The sequence below is a fragment of the Micromonospora sp. NPDC047756 genome (genome assembly GCF_055587245.1).
This window is the reverse complement of record NZ_JBVJGQ010000003.1, coordinates 204,270-216,220: the sequence shown is the minus strand read 5'-3', so window position 1 is coordinate 216,220 and position 11,951 is coordinate 204,270. Positions and strand designations below refer to the sequence as shown.

General features: G+C 72.2%; 12 protein-coding genes. 5 read left to right on the top strand and 7 right to left on the bottom strand.

What is annotated here, in order from left to right; genetic code table 11:
- Positions 1–2 precede the first annotated feature (2 nt).
- Entirely contained in the window at positions 3–767 is a 765-nt protein-coding gene (locus tag ACZ6NZ_RS10420; protein WP_465857688.1) for a TetR/AcrR family transcriptional regulator, read from the bottom strand.
- Between the two features lie 76 nt (positions 768–843).
- Between ACZ6NZ_RS10420 and ACZ6NZ_RS10415 the strand changes: the two genes are divergently transcribed.
- Positions 844–2,439 carry an MFS transporter gene (locus ACZ6NZ_RS10415; protein ID WP_465858404.1) on the top strand — a complete coding sequence of 532 codons (1,596 nt, stop codon included), beginning with the start codon at positions 844–846 and terminating at the stop codon, positions 2,437–2,439.
- Here the strand turns inward: ACZ6NZ_RS10415 and ACZ6NZ_RS10410 are convergent.
- The 4 genes from ACZ6NZ_RS10410 to ACZ6NZ_RS10395 form a co-directional block, all read right to left on the bottom strand.
- Positions 2,429–2,932, bottom strand: coding sequence for a hypothetical protein (locus tag ACZ6NZ_RS10410; protein WP_465857686.1), 504 nt, complete (start codon positions 2,930–2,932; stop codon positions 2,429–2,431). The two genes, ACZ6NZ_RS10415 and ACZ6NZ_RS10410, sit on opposite strands and share 11 nt — an antisense overlap.
- Before the next feature lie 87 nt (positions 2,933–3,019).
- On the bottom strand, positions 3,020–4,651 hold the full coding sequence (locus ACZ6NZ_RS10405; protein WP_465857684.1) for a RecQ family ATP-dependent DNA helicase: 1,632 nt from the start codon (positions 4,649–4,651) through the stop codon (positions 3,020–3,022).
- A gap of 73 nt (positions 4,652–4,724) precedes the next feature.
- The gene (locus ACZ6NZ_RS10400) at positions 4,725–5,675 is read right to left on the bottom strand and encodes a TIGR03557 family F420-dependent LLM class oxidoreductase (RefSeq protein WP_465857682.1); all 951 of its coding nucleotides are present in this window, start codon (positions 5,673–5,675) and stop codon (positions 4,725–4,727) included.
- Between the two features lie 87 nt (positions 5,676–5,762).
- The gene (locus tag ACZ6NZ_RS10395; protein WP_465857681.1) at positions 5,763–5,888 is read right to left on the bottom strand and encodes a hypothetical protein; all 126 of its coding nucleotides are present in this window, start codon (positions 5,886–5,888) and stop codon (positions 5,763–5,765) included.
- 217 nt (positions 5,889–6,105) lie between these two features.
- On the opposite strand from ACZ6NZ_RS10395, the gene ACZ6NZ_RS10390 reads away from it, so the two are divergent.
- Positions 6,106–7,596: a glycoside hydrolase family 3 protein gene (locus ACZ6NZ_RS10390; RefSeq protein ID WP_465857679.1), complete on the top strand. Its 1,491-nt coding sequence runs from the start codon at positions 6,106–6,108 to the stop codon at positions 7,594–7,596.
- 9 nt (positions 7,597–7,605) lie between these two features.
- On the opposite strand, the gene ACZ6NZ_RS10385 is transcribed toward ACZ6NZ_RS10390, so the two are convergent.
- Positions 7,606–7,893 (bottom strand): GNAT family N-acetyltransferase, encoded by a 288-nt coding sequence (locus tag ACZ6NZ_RS10385; protein WP_465857676.1) that lies wholly within the window; start codon positions 7,891–7,893, stop codon positions 7,606–7,608.
- Positions 7,890–9,116 (bottom strand): cysteine desulfurase-like protein, encoded by a 1,227-nt coding sequence (locus ACZ6NZ_RS10380; protein WP_465857674.1) that lies wholly within the window; start codon positions 9,114–9,116, stop codon positions 7,890–7,892. The genes ACZ6NZ_RS10385 and ACZ6NZ_RS10380 overlap by 4 nt, the downstream gene beginning before the upstream one ends.
- Before the next feature lie 75 nt (positions 9,117–9,191).
- Between ACZ6NZ_RS10380 and ACZ6NZ_RS10375 the strand changes: the two genes are divergently transcribed.
- From ACZ6NZ_RS10375 to ACZ6NZ_RS10365, 3 genes are all read left to right on the top strand, one after another.
- Positions 9,192–9,557, top strand: a complete 366-nt coding sequence (locus ACZ6NZ_RS10375) for a hypothetical protein (protein WP_465857672.1) — start codon at positions 9,192–9,194, stop codon at positions 9,555–9,557.
- A gap of 58 nt (positions 9,558–9,615) precedes the next feature.
- Entirely contained in the window at positions 9,616–10,437 is an 822-nt protein-coding gene (locus tag ACZ6NZ_RS10370) for a DUF1206 domain-containing protein (RefSeq protein ID WP_465857670.1), read from the top strand.
- Between the two features lie 83 nt (positions 10,438–10,520).
- Positions 10,521–11,708: a mechanosensitive ion channel family protein gene (locus tag ACZ6NZ_RS10365; RefSeq protein ID WP_366612412.1), complete on the top strand. Its 1,188-nt coding sequence runs from the start codon at positions 10,521–10,523 to the stop codon at positions 11,706–11,708.
- Positions 11,709–11,951 lie beyond the last annotated feature (243 nt).

The window sequence follows — 11,951 nt, the reverse complement described above, 5'->3', positions numbered from 1 at the left end:
CCTCAGCCCGCTCGGCGCTGGATCAGGGCCTCGACGCCGTCGAGGATCCGGTCCAGGCCGAAGGCGAACTCGTCGTCGGGGTCGTCGTCCTGGTAGAGCACACCGGCGCTCAGCACCCGGTGCAGCGCGGGGAAACGGGCCGGGTCGATGAGTCGGGCCACCAGCCGACCGTACGCCGGCATCATCTCGCTGGGCTCGACGCCGGCCGCCCGGCTGCCCTCGGCGATCTGCCAGGCGAGGGTGGCCTCGTTGCGGACGTACCCGGTGATCAGCAGGAGCACCGACATCTTCTCGCCCTCGCCGAGCGTGGTGCCGTCGAGGCAGCGCAACCCGTCCTCCAGCCAGCCGAGCTGCAGCGGGGTGACCGGTGGGCCGCTGATCGGCACCTGCAGCAGCCAGGACCGTCGCCGCAGCACCTCGTGCTCGGCCCGGGCCCACCGGGTGAGGCCGGCGCGCCAGTGGTTCTCCGGCTCGGGTGGGCCGGGGGACGGGCCGTACCCGGTGTCCACCATGAGCATGAGCAGCTCGTCCTTCGAGCCGACGTACCGGTAGAGGGCCATGGTCGCGGCGCCCAACTCCTTGGCCACCCGGCTCATCGAGACGGCCGTCAGGCCGTCGGCGTCGGCCACGCGTACGGCGGCGTCCACGATGGTGGGCACGCTCAATCCCGGCCGGGGGCCCTTGGGTGGCCGCTCCCGTAGGCCCCACGCGCTCTCGATGGCCGGCGGGAGTACGAGTCCGCCGTCGTCGTCTGTCTTCGCCGCCACATTTCCTCCTTGCCCCGCCATCCTAGTTCTGCGTATGGTCTACGCATTACAGCGTACGTCATACGCAGAAGGAGAACTGATCATGACGATCACCACCACACCGGCACCCCGGGCGGGCCGGCGGGAGTGGATCGGGCTCACCGTGCTGATGCTGCCGCTGCTCCTGGTCTCGATGGACGTGTCGGTGCTCTACTTCGCCGTCCCGTTCATCAGCACGGAGTTGCGCCCCACCGCCACCGAGCAGCTCTGGATCTTCGACATCTACGGCTTCGTGCTGGCCGGGCTGCTCATCACCATGGGCGCTCTGGGGGACCGGATCGGCCGACGCCGACTCCTGCTGATCGGCGCCGTCGCGTTCGGCGCCGCGTCGCTGCTGGCCGCGTACGCCGACAGCACCGCGACGCTCATCGCCGCGCGTGCCGTGCTCGGCGTCGGTGGGGCCACCCTGATGCCCTCGACGCTCGCTCTGGTGCGCAACATGTTCCACGACGCCACGCAGCGCGGCACCGCCATCGCCGTCTGGACCGCAACCCTCACCGGCGGCATCGCGATCGGGCCGGTGCTCAGCGGCGTCCTGCTGGAGCACTTCTGGTGGGGCTCGATCTTCCTGATCAACATCCCGGCGATGCTGCTCCTGCTCCTGCTCGTCCCGTTCCTGGTGCCCGAGTTCCGCAACCCGGCGGCCGGGCGGTTCGACCTGGTCAGCGCGGCACTGTCGCTCGGGGCGCTGCTGCCGGTGATCTACGGCATCAAGGAGATGGCCCGGGACGGCCTCAGCCCGGCGCGAATCCTCGCCATCGTCGGCGGTCTGCTGGTGGCGACGCTCTTCCTGCACCGGCAGCGGACCCGGGCGTACCCGATGGTCGACCTCGGCCTGTTCCGCCGTCGCGGCTTCGCCGGATCACTCGCTGTCAACCTGCTGGCGATGTTCGCCATCGTCGGTTTCGCCATCTTCACCACCCAGCACCTCCAACTGGTGCTCGGCCTGAGCCCGCTGCGGGCGGCACTGTGGAGCCTCGTGCCGTCCCTCGCCGTGGGCGCAATCGCGCCGGCCGCCGCCGCTCTCGCCCAGCGCGTCGAACGGGCGTACCTGATCGCCACGGGGTTCGGGATCGCCGTCGTCGGCTTCGTGGTGTTGACCCGGGTCACCCCGGAGACGCCGCTGTGGCTGCTGCTTGGCGGCGCCAGTGTCTACGCCGCCGGCCTGGTGATGGTGATGTCTCTCGTCACCGAGCTGGTCATCGGCGCGGCGCCACCCGAGCAGGCAGGTGTCGCCTCGGCGCTGACCGAGTCCAGCAGCGAGCTGGGCGGTGCGCTGGGGATGGCGATCCTGGGCAGCGTGGGTGCGGCGGTCTACCGCCGCGAGATCGTCGACGGTCTTCCGGCCGGGCTGCCCGCCGACGCCGGGGCGGCGGCCCAGGAGACCCTGGGCGGTGCGCTCGCGGTCGCCCAGGGACTGCCGGCGGAGCTGGCCGACGCGGTGCGGCACGCCGCCGGTGTGGCGTTCACCGACGGGCTGCACCTGGCGGCGTACGCCGCCATGGCGGTGATGCTGCTGGGCGCGCTCACCGCGCTCGTCACGCTGCGCGGCGTCCGGCCGGCCGACCCCGCGGCGCTGGCCGCCGAGCCGACCGGTCCGGCCGACACGTCGTTGTCGTCGGTCAGTCGATGAGCACGTGCGCGAGCCGGTCGCGGAAACGCCGCTCGGAGTCGCTGACCGACTCGCCGCCGATGCCCAGCAGCCCGCCGCTGGACGCGGCGCCCACCACCTGCTCGGCGATCTTCACGAGCCAGTGCTTGTACGCGCCGGCCTCACCCTCGTCGACCCGCGCGGCCAGCAGGGCGTTGGCCTCGCCGGCCCGCAGCAGCACGTCGTCGATGTACGCCCCGGGGTCGGCGGGCGCGATGACCGGCAGCTCCTCGCCGGTCTCCGGGTCACCGACCCGGGTGACGATCTCGCCGGCCACGGCGACCACCAGCGGGCTGGCCGACTCCCGGCCGGCGGCGATGGTCTCCAGTCCGGCCGCGTTCTCCGCCATGGTCCGGCGGGTGCCGTCGGACTCGGCGGCGCTCGCCGCGGTCAACACCGACTGTGGCAGGCCGACCAGCAGCCCCCACTCCTCGTCGGAGAAACCGAACCCGGTGTACGCCGGCTGCTCGATCACGACAACGCCCCTTCCGCCCTGCTCTTCGTGGTCAATCGGTGTTCTGCTCTGTCGATCCACCGGGCCCGCAACCGCGCCCGGGTCAGGCTAGTCCAGGGTCAGCAGGCCCTGTTCGGACACCACGCGCACCGACAACGTCTTGTACCCGACCTCCTCGAAGAGGACGGTCATCTTGTCGTCCTCGTACGAGAGCACCATGCCCGGCCCCCACTCGGGGTGACGCACCTGACTGTGCACCGGGAACGGCCCGACCGCGCCCTGGTCGGCCACGCTGGTGCCGCTGTGGCAGTTGTCGCAGTGCCCGCAGACGTCGCTCATCTGCTCGCCGAAGTAGGCCAGCAGGGTCTGCCCCCGGCAGGCCCTGGTCTCGGCGAAGGCCCGCATCATGTCGGTACGGGACCGGGTCACCGTCTGCTGGCGTTCCGCCTCGGCGAGGGCCGCCGCGGCGGCGTCCACCGCGGTGGGGGAGTAGCGCGGGGCGCCGATGCGCTGCCGGGCGCGCGGCTCGGCCGCGCCGACCTGCTCCAGCAGGGAGAGGTACTGGCCCAGCTTGCGCGGCCCCAGGCCGGTGGTCTCGCGCAGTTCGGTCTTGGTGGCTGCCTTCTTGCGCAGCAGAGCGGCCAGGTCGCGCAGCTCGTTCTCGTCGGGCAGGCCGCCGCTGAAGAACCGCTGCAGGCTCACGTCCTCGGCCCGCCACAGCAGCAGCACCCGGGCCGGTTGCCCGTCGCGCCCGGCCCGGCCGATCTCCTGGAAGTAGCTGTCCGGCGAGTCGGGCAGCGCCATGTGCACCACCCAGGCGATGTTCGGCTTGTCGATGCCCATGCCGAACGCCGAGGTCGCCACCATGATCGGGACCTGGTCGGCGAGGAACGCCTCGTGCAGCTCCGCGCGGGCGCCCATCGGCATCCCACCGTGGTAGAACTGCGCCGGGTAGCCGGCGTCGGTCAACCGGGTGGCCAGCTCCTCGGCGGCACGGCGGGTCGGCACGTAGATGATTCCCGGCCGCCCCTCGTCGCGCAGCAGCGTCATCAGGCGTCGCCAGCGGTAGTCCTCGTCCGGACAGTGGGCCACCTCGAGGAAGAGGTTGGGCCGGTCCAGCCCGGAGACCACCACGTCCGGGTCGCGCAGCCGCAGCCGGGCGATGATGTCGTCGCGTACCGGCGGGGAGGCGGTGGCGGTCAGCGCCACCACCGGCGGCCGACCGATGCCCTCGATGAGGTGCCCGAGCGCCAGGTAGTCGGGGCGGAAGTCGTGCCCCCACGCCGAGATGCAGTGCGCCTCGTCGATCGCCACCAGGGCCGGCTTCAGGCTCGCGACCTCGGCCATCCGCTCGGGGTTGCTGAGTTGTTCCGGGGTGATGAAGAGGAACTCCGCCCGGCCCTCGCGGACGTCGGCGAGCGCCTCGGCCTGCTGGGTGGCGGACTCGTTCGAGCTGATCCGCACCGCCCGCAGCTCCGGGCGTTGCCGCTCGTTGAGGGAGGCGATCTGGTCCTGCTGGAGGGCGAGCAGCGGAGAGATCACCACGGTGGGGCCGGGGATCAGACTGGCCGGGATCTGGTAGATCGCCGACTTGCCGGCGCCGGTGGGCAGCACCACCAGGGCGTCGCGTCGCTTCATGACCGCGCGCATGGCGGCCAACTGGTTGGGCCGGAGTGCCTTCCAGCCGAACAGGCTGCGGGCGGCGCGGCGCAACGTCATCGAATGCGTGGACAGTTTCATCGAGGGCCGGAGGTACCCGAGCCCAGGACAACCGAAACGCATTCGGAAGATCATGGGCTCGGGTGCCAGGGGCTCAGCGCAGCCGGGGCAGGACCTCGCGCTGGTACAGGTCGAACAGACCCTGGTGGTGCGGGCCGGTGTTAGCCACGTAGACCTCGTCGAAGCCCGCCTTGGCGTACTTGTCGATCATCTCCAGGTGCGCGTCGGCGCTGTTGCCGCAGACGAACGCCTCCTTGAGCATCTCCGGCTCGACCAGCTCGGCGGCCTGCTCGAAGTGCCGCGGCGAGGGGAGCACCTGGGACAGCTCACCCGGCACGCCCGCGTTGGGCCAGCGCTCGTACGCGATCCGCAACCCCTCGTCCTCGCTGTCCGCGTACGCCGCCTTGAAGCCGGCCTGGCACGGCTTGTCTCCGCCGCCGTTCTCGCGGAAGCGGCGGACCATCTCGCCGTCGGGCATGGTGCTCACGTAGCCGTCGCCGATCCGGGCGGCCAGGTCGATGGCCTTCGGTCCGAAGCCGGAGACGTAGATCGGCGGCGGAGTGTCGGGCAGCGTGTAGATCCGGGCATGCTCCACCGTGTAGTGCTTTCCGTGGTGGTTGACGAAACCGCCCTTCCACAGCTCGCGCAGCACCCCGACGGCCTCCTCCAGCATCTCCAGCCGGACGTCCGCCTGCGGCCACGCGTCGCCGAAGATGTGCTCGTTGAGGGCCTCGCCGGTGCCGACGCCGAGCACGAACCGTCCACCGTGCAGCACCGCGCTGGTCGCCGCCGCCTGTGCGATCACCGCCGGGTGGATCCGCACGGTCGGGCAGGTCACCGCCGTGGTCACCGGCAGCGACGAGACCTGGCTGAGCGCGCCGATCATCGACCAGACGAACGCGCTCTGGCCCTGTGCGTCCACCCACGGGTGGTAGTGATCCGAGATCCACAGCGCCTCGAAGCCGGCCCGTTCGGCACCGCGCGCCTGCTCCAGCAACTCGGCTGGCGTGAACTCCTCACTGGACAGAAAATATCCGATCTTCATGGCTTACCCCTTCGGCACGCGGACCTGCTGATGGGGAGAGCCGTACCCCGGCGGCGCCAGGTCACACCGGTTATCGGTGCGGGTGGGTCAGCGGCGTCCGAACATCGCCCGGATCGCGGCGAGGAGCAACAGGGCCCCGACCACCAGGCCGAGCAGGCGTACGCCGGGGATGTCGGCCGGGCTCGTCGCGTCGGCCAGCAGGACGGTATCCATCCCCGCACTCTCCCCGGGGAGCGGGCCGCCAGGCAACTGTAAGGTTTATTGACTATTGAATCGCTCAGTGTGACCATGGCAGAACCGCCTGCCGGTGGCGGTGCGCCGAGGGCGCGCGAGAGATGGGGTACGGGGGCCGCATGAGCGAGCGCAACCAGCGGATCGACGGGGGCGCACCGTCGCCGGTGATCGACACCGATCAGTGCGAGGGCGTGGCGTGACCACTACCAACGGGCACCTCCCGGCGCTCGCCGCCGCCGTCCTGCAACCCGGCTTCGTCGGCACCACCCCACCACCCTGGGTGTGCCGCTGGCTCGGCGAGGGTCTCGGCTCGGTGGTGCTCTTCGCCCGCAACGTCGTCGACACCGAGCAGGTGGCCGCCCTCACCGCGACGCTGCGCGCGGAACGGCCCGACGTCATCGTGGCGATCGACGAGGAGGCCGGCGACGTCACCCGGCTGGAGTCGGTGCACGGCAGCTCCCGGCCCGGCAACTTCGCCCTCGGCGCGGTCGACGACCCGGAGCTGACCGAGGCCGTCGCCCGGGACCTCGGCGCCGAGCTGGCCGCAGCCGGGATCACCCTCAACTACGCGCCGGACGCCGACGTCAACTCCAACCCGGGGAACCCGGTGATCGGCGTCCGTTCGTTCGGCGACGACCCGGCGCTCGTCGCCCGGCACACCGCCGCCTGGGTCCGTGGGCTCCAGGCCGGCGGCGTCGCGGCCTGCGCCAAACACTTCCCCGGGCACGGCGACACCCGGGTCGACTCACACCACGACCTGCCCCGGATCACCGCCGACCGGGACCGGCTGGACACCTGTGAACTGGCCCCGTTCCGCGCCGCCGTGGCCGCGGGGGTGCAGGCGGTGATGACCGGTCACCTGCTGGTGCCCGCGCTCGACCCGGACCTGCCGGCGACGCTGAGTCAGCGCATCCTGGGAGGGGTGCTCCGCGACGAGCTGGGCTTCTCCGGTGTGGTGGTGACCGACGCGATGGAGATGCGCGCGGTCGCCGACCGGTACGGCTTCGCCGGGGCCACGGTCCGCGCCCTCGCCGCCGGGGCCGACGCCATCTGCATCGGCGGTGAACGGGCCGACGAGCAGGCCGCCCGCGAGCTGCGCGACGCCATCGTGGCCGCCGTCGTCTCCGGTGAGCTGCCCGAGGAACGTCTCGCCGAGGCCGCCAAGCGCGTGGGCCAACTCGCCGCCTGGACGGTGGCCGCCCGCAGCTCCGGCTCGGCCGCGGCGCGCGCCGACGCCGGCGTCGGGCTGGTCGCCGCCCGCCGGGCCGTCCGCGTCACCGCCGCCCCGGGTACGACGGTCGCGCTGCCCCTGACCCGCGCGGCACACGTCGTCGAGTTCGAGCCGCTGCGCAACATCGCCATCGGCGCCGAGACCCCGTGGGGCATCGGCGGACCACTGACCGAGCTGCTGCCCGGCACCAGCACCGTCCGTTACGCCGAACGCGACGTGCCGGCGGACCCGGGCGCCGGGGCGGGCAGCCGTCCCCTGGTCCTGGTCGTGCGTGACCAGCACCGGCACGACTGGATGCGCGCCGCCGTGCACCGCGCGTTGGCCGTCCGGCCGGACGCCGTCGTGGTCGAGTTGGGTGTGCCCGAGCTGGTCACCGGGGCGGTGCACCTGGCCACCCACGGCGCCACCCGGGCCAGTGGACAGGCCGCCGCCGAGGTGCTCACCGGCGCCCGCTGACCGCCCGCGCTACGGGAGGTCGGCGACCAGGTCGGCGTACTCGGGGTGCTTGTCGATGAACGCGGCCATGAAGGGGCACTGCGGCACGATCTTCGTGCCGCGTGCCCGGAGCTGGTCCAGGGTGCCGCGGACCAACGCGCCGCCCACCCCCTTGCCCTGAAAGCCCCGATCCACCTCGGTGTGGGTGAAGACCAGCACCTCACCGCGCGGCAGGTACGCGGTGAAGCCGGCCAGCGCGTCGTCGACCAGGATCTCGAAGCGGTGCTTCGCCGGATTGTCCTCCACCAGGGTGCTCATCCGGCCATTCTCCCCGTCGGCTCGGCCAGCGCGTCGAGTTCGCCGAGCAAACGGTCCACCTCCTCGGCGGTGTTGTAGTGGTAGATGCTGGCTCGCACCGCGCCGCCGCTGTCGCGCAGACCCATCAGCTGGAAGTACTCGTAGGCGTAGTAGTCGCCGACGGAGAGGCAGAACCCGGCGGCACCCAGCGCCTCCTGGGTGGCCGCCGGGGACATTCCGGCGACCCGGAACGAGACGGTCGGGCAGCGCCGCGCCGGCGAGCCGTACACGGTGATCGCCGGCCGCTCCGCCAGCCCGGCGAGCAGCCGGTCCAGGAGCGCCTCCTCGTGCGCCTGGGCGGCGGCCAGCCCGGCCCGCAGCCGGTCGCGCCGGTTTCCGACCGCGTCCGGGTCCAGCCCCGCCAGGTGATCCACCGCCGCGGCCACGCCGGCCAGCAGCGGGAAGCTCGGCGTGCCGTACTCGAACCGGTCCGGCACCGCGTCGGAGGACGGCACCAGCTTCGCCGGGCGCAACGCCGCCCACCGGGCCGGGTCCGCCACCATCGCCGCCAGGTGCGGTCCGGACCACTTGTACGCGCTGGTGACCAGCACGTCGGCGCCGAGCGAGGCCAGGTCGGTCGGGCCGTGCGGCACCGAGTGCACCCCGTCGACACAGACCAGCGCGCCGACCGCGTGCGCGGTCTTGGCGATCGCCGACACGTCCGGCATGGTGCCGATGGCGTTGCTGCCGGCGGTCACCGCGACCAACCGGGTCCGCTCACCCACCAGGTCCGGGTACTGGGCCGCGGGCAGCTCACCGGTGTGCCGGTCGACCTCCGCCCAGCGCACGGTCGCGCCGGCCGCCTCGGCGGCCTGCACCCACGGCCGCACGTTCGCGTCGTGGTCGAGCCGGGACACCACCACCTCGTCGCCCGGCCGCCAGGTCGCGCCGAGCGTGCGGGCCAGGGTGTACGTCAGCGCGGTCGCGCTCGGGCCGAGCACCACCCCGGCCGGATCCGCGCCGAGCAGATCGGACACCGCCGAGCGGGCCTCGGCCACCAGCGCCAACGACCGGCGGCCCGCGACGTTGGCGGCGCTGCGGTTGCCGACCGCCGACCGCATGGCATCGGTGACCGCGTCGATCACACCGGCCGCGGTCTGGGTGCCACCGGCACCGTCGAGGTGGACGAAGCCCTCGGTCAGGGCGGGGTACGCGGCCCGGGTGCGGGCGATGTCGAACGGCATGTCCCGGACCCTAGCCGGGGCGCTCCCCGCGCTCGCTGTCGCCTGGCGTCGCGAGCGTCTCGTACTCTTGGCGAGGTGACGAACAGACCCGCCACCTTGCCCATTCCCCCCGTCCGCCGCGCCGCCGGTCTCTTCGCCGGTCTGGCGCTCGGCCTCGCCGTGCTCGCCGGGTGCAGCTCCCAGGGCGCCTCCACAGACTGCGCGCTGGACGCCTGCACCGTCACCTTCGAGCGGGGTGTCGACGCGAGGACGACCATCCTGGGCGTCGAGGCCAAGTTGGTCGGTGCCGAGGGTGACCAGGTGACCGTCGAGGTCGCCGGTGAGCAGCTCACCCTCACCACCGGCCAGCAGGCCGCCGAGGCCGGGGGCTTCGCGGTCACCCTGGACAGCGTGACCGACCAGCAGGTCAAGGTTCGCGTATCGCGTAACCCGGGCAGCTGATCTCGCGGGCGGCGGTGGCCGACGTTTGGGAATCTTCAGAATCGGAGATTGTGACGCCATGTCACTCACCCGTAGCGCCGAAGCCACCGCCTCCCGTACGGCGGACAGCCGGTGGCTGGAACTCCTCGCCCGGGCCGGCTTCATCGGCTACGGCATCGTCCACCTCCTCTTCGCCTGGTTGGCGTTGCAGATCGCGTTCGGTACGTCGTCCGACGACGGCGACCAGTCCGGCGCGCTGCGTACTCTCTCCGCACAGCCCCTCGGCAAGTTCCTGGTCATCGCCGTCGCGGTCGGCCTGCTCGCGATGGCGATCTGGCAGGCGCTGGAGGCGGCGGTCGGGCACCGCGCCGAGCGCGGCAAGGAGCGGGTCATGGAACGGGTCGCCTCGGCGGCCCGGACCATCGTCTACCTCTACTTCGCCTGGACCGCCTTCAAGGTCTTCAGCGACGCCTCGTCGAACAGCGCCGACCAGCAGGAGGCGTTGACCGGCAAGCTGATGACCTCCAGCGGTGGCCGCTGGCTGGTCGGCCTGGCCGGGCTGGTCGTCGCCGCGATCGGCATCGGCCTGGTGATCTACGGCGCCCGGAAGAAGTTCGAGAAGCACCTCAAGACCGGCGAGATGAGCCCGAAGACCCGCCAGCTCGCCCGCCGGCTGGGCATGGCCGGATACATCGCCAAGGGCGTCGCCTACGGCATCGCCGGTCTGCTGGTGATCGTGGCGGCGGTGAACTACGACCCCGAGAAGGCCCGTGGTCTGGACGCCGCGCTGCACACCCTGCGTGAGCAGTCGTACGGCATGTTCCTGCTGACCCTGGTCGCCCTCGGCATCGCCGCCTTCGGCGTCTACTGCTTCCTCCAGTCCCGGTACCGCAAGGTCTGAGCTGGTCGATTCTGAAGATGACGGGCACTCTTGGGCTTTTGCCCGGAGTGCCCGTCGTTTGATCGAAGGGAAGCACCGAAGCCGTGCAGAACTATCTCGAAACGGCCGTCGCCGCGCTCGCCGCGGCGGCGGTCGCCCTGTTCCTGGTCGAGGTCGTCCACCGGTTGACCCGGCGGTTCGGCCGCCGGTCACTGCTGTTGACCGAGTTGACCGACCACGCGCACCGCCCGTTCCAGGTCGCCGCGACGGTCCTGGCCGTGCAGTTCGCCGTCCGCTTCAGCACCGGCTACGCGGTCGGCGAGAGCTGGCGGCGGGTCCTGCTGCACCTGCTCATCCTCGGCGTCATCGCCACCCTGGCCTGGCTGGTCGCCTGCCTGCTGGTCGTCGTGGAGGACACCGCGCTGGCCCGGTTCCGGGTCGACGTGCCGGACAACCGGCACGCCCGACGGGTGCGGACCCAGGTGGTGATGCTGCGCCGACTGACCATCGCGGTGATCGTCATCCTGGCCGTCGGCGTGATGCTGATGACGTTCCCCAGCGTGCGCGGCATCGGCGCCGGCGTGCTGACCTCCGCCGGTGTGGTCGGTGTGGTGGCCGCGCTCGCCGCACAGAGCCTGCTCGGCAACGTCTTCGCCGGCCTCCAGCTCGCCTTCAGCGACGCCGTCCGGCTCGACGACGTCGTCGTCGTCGAGGGGGAGTGGGGCCGCATCGAGGAGCTGACCCTCAGCTATGTCGTGGTGCAGATCTGGGACGACCGTCGGTTGATCCTGCCCACCTCGTACTTCACCAGCAAACCGTTCCAGAACTGGACCCGCACGGAGGCGGCGGTGCTCGGCACCGCCGAGTTCGACGTCGACTGGGCGGTCCCCGTGCAGACCATGCGCGAGGAGCTACGCCGCCTCGTCGAGGGCACCGAACTGTGGGACGGGCGGGTCTGCGTCCTGCAGGTCACCGACGCCACCGGCGGGACGGTCCGGTTGCGCGCGCTGGTCAGCGCCGCCGACGCGGGCAGCCTGTGGGACCTGCGTTGTCTCGTCCGGGAACACCTGGTCGCCTGGATCCGGGACAACCGCCCGACGGCGATGCCCCGGCTCCGCACCGAGCTGGGCGACTCCACCAGCAACCTCTCCTGGCAGTGGGTGCAGCCGAGGCGGCCGGCCCGCCGCCTGTCCGACACCGAGGCGCCCGACGACGCCCGTGTCTTCGGCGGCAGCGACGACGGCGACGCCCGAAGCGAAGCCTTCGTAGGCCCCGAAGAAACCCGCCCCTGACATCCCCGGCCCGCGTCCATCTGGCGACCCGCCCCGCCCGGGCGGGGCTGCCCTGCCGGGCCGGGCCTGCCGGACCCGCCCGCGCCCGGCCCGCGTCCCGCGCCCGACCTCGCCCGCCCGTCCCGCGTCCTGCGTCCGGCCTCGCCCGCCCGTCCCCTCCGGCCCGGCCCTGCCCCGCCCGCAAGATCGTGCAACTTCCTGGTTGTAGTGGCCTCGACGGGGATCGAGGCCACTACAACCAGG

Coding starts and splice junctions, on each gene's coding strand:
- ACZ6NZ_RS10380 (WP_465857674.1), bottom strand. CDS start 9,116: ATGCCGTTCGACATCGCCCGCACCCGGGCCGCGTACCCCGCCCTGACC.
- ACZ6NZ_RS10370 (WP_465857670.1), top strand. CDS start 9,616: ATGTCACTCACCCGTAGCGCCGAAGCCACCGCCTCCCGTACGGCGGAC.
- ACZ6NZ_RS10400 (WP_465857682.1), bottom strand. CDS start 5,675: ATGAAGATCGGATATTTTCTGTCCAGTGAGGAGTTCACGCCAGCCGAG.
- ACZ6NZ_RS10405 (WP_465857684.1), bottom strand. CDS start 4,651: ATGAAACTGTCCACGCATTCGATGACGTTGCGCCGCGCCGCCCGCAGC.
- ACZ6NZ_RS10395 (WP_465857681.1), bottom strand. CDS start 5,888: ATGGATACCGTCCTGCTGGCCGACGCGACGAGCCCGGCCGACATCCCC.
- ACZ6NZ_RS10385 (WP_465857676.1), bottom strand. CDS start 7,893: ATGAGCACCCTGGTGGAGGACAATCCGGCGAAGCACCGCTTCGAGATC.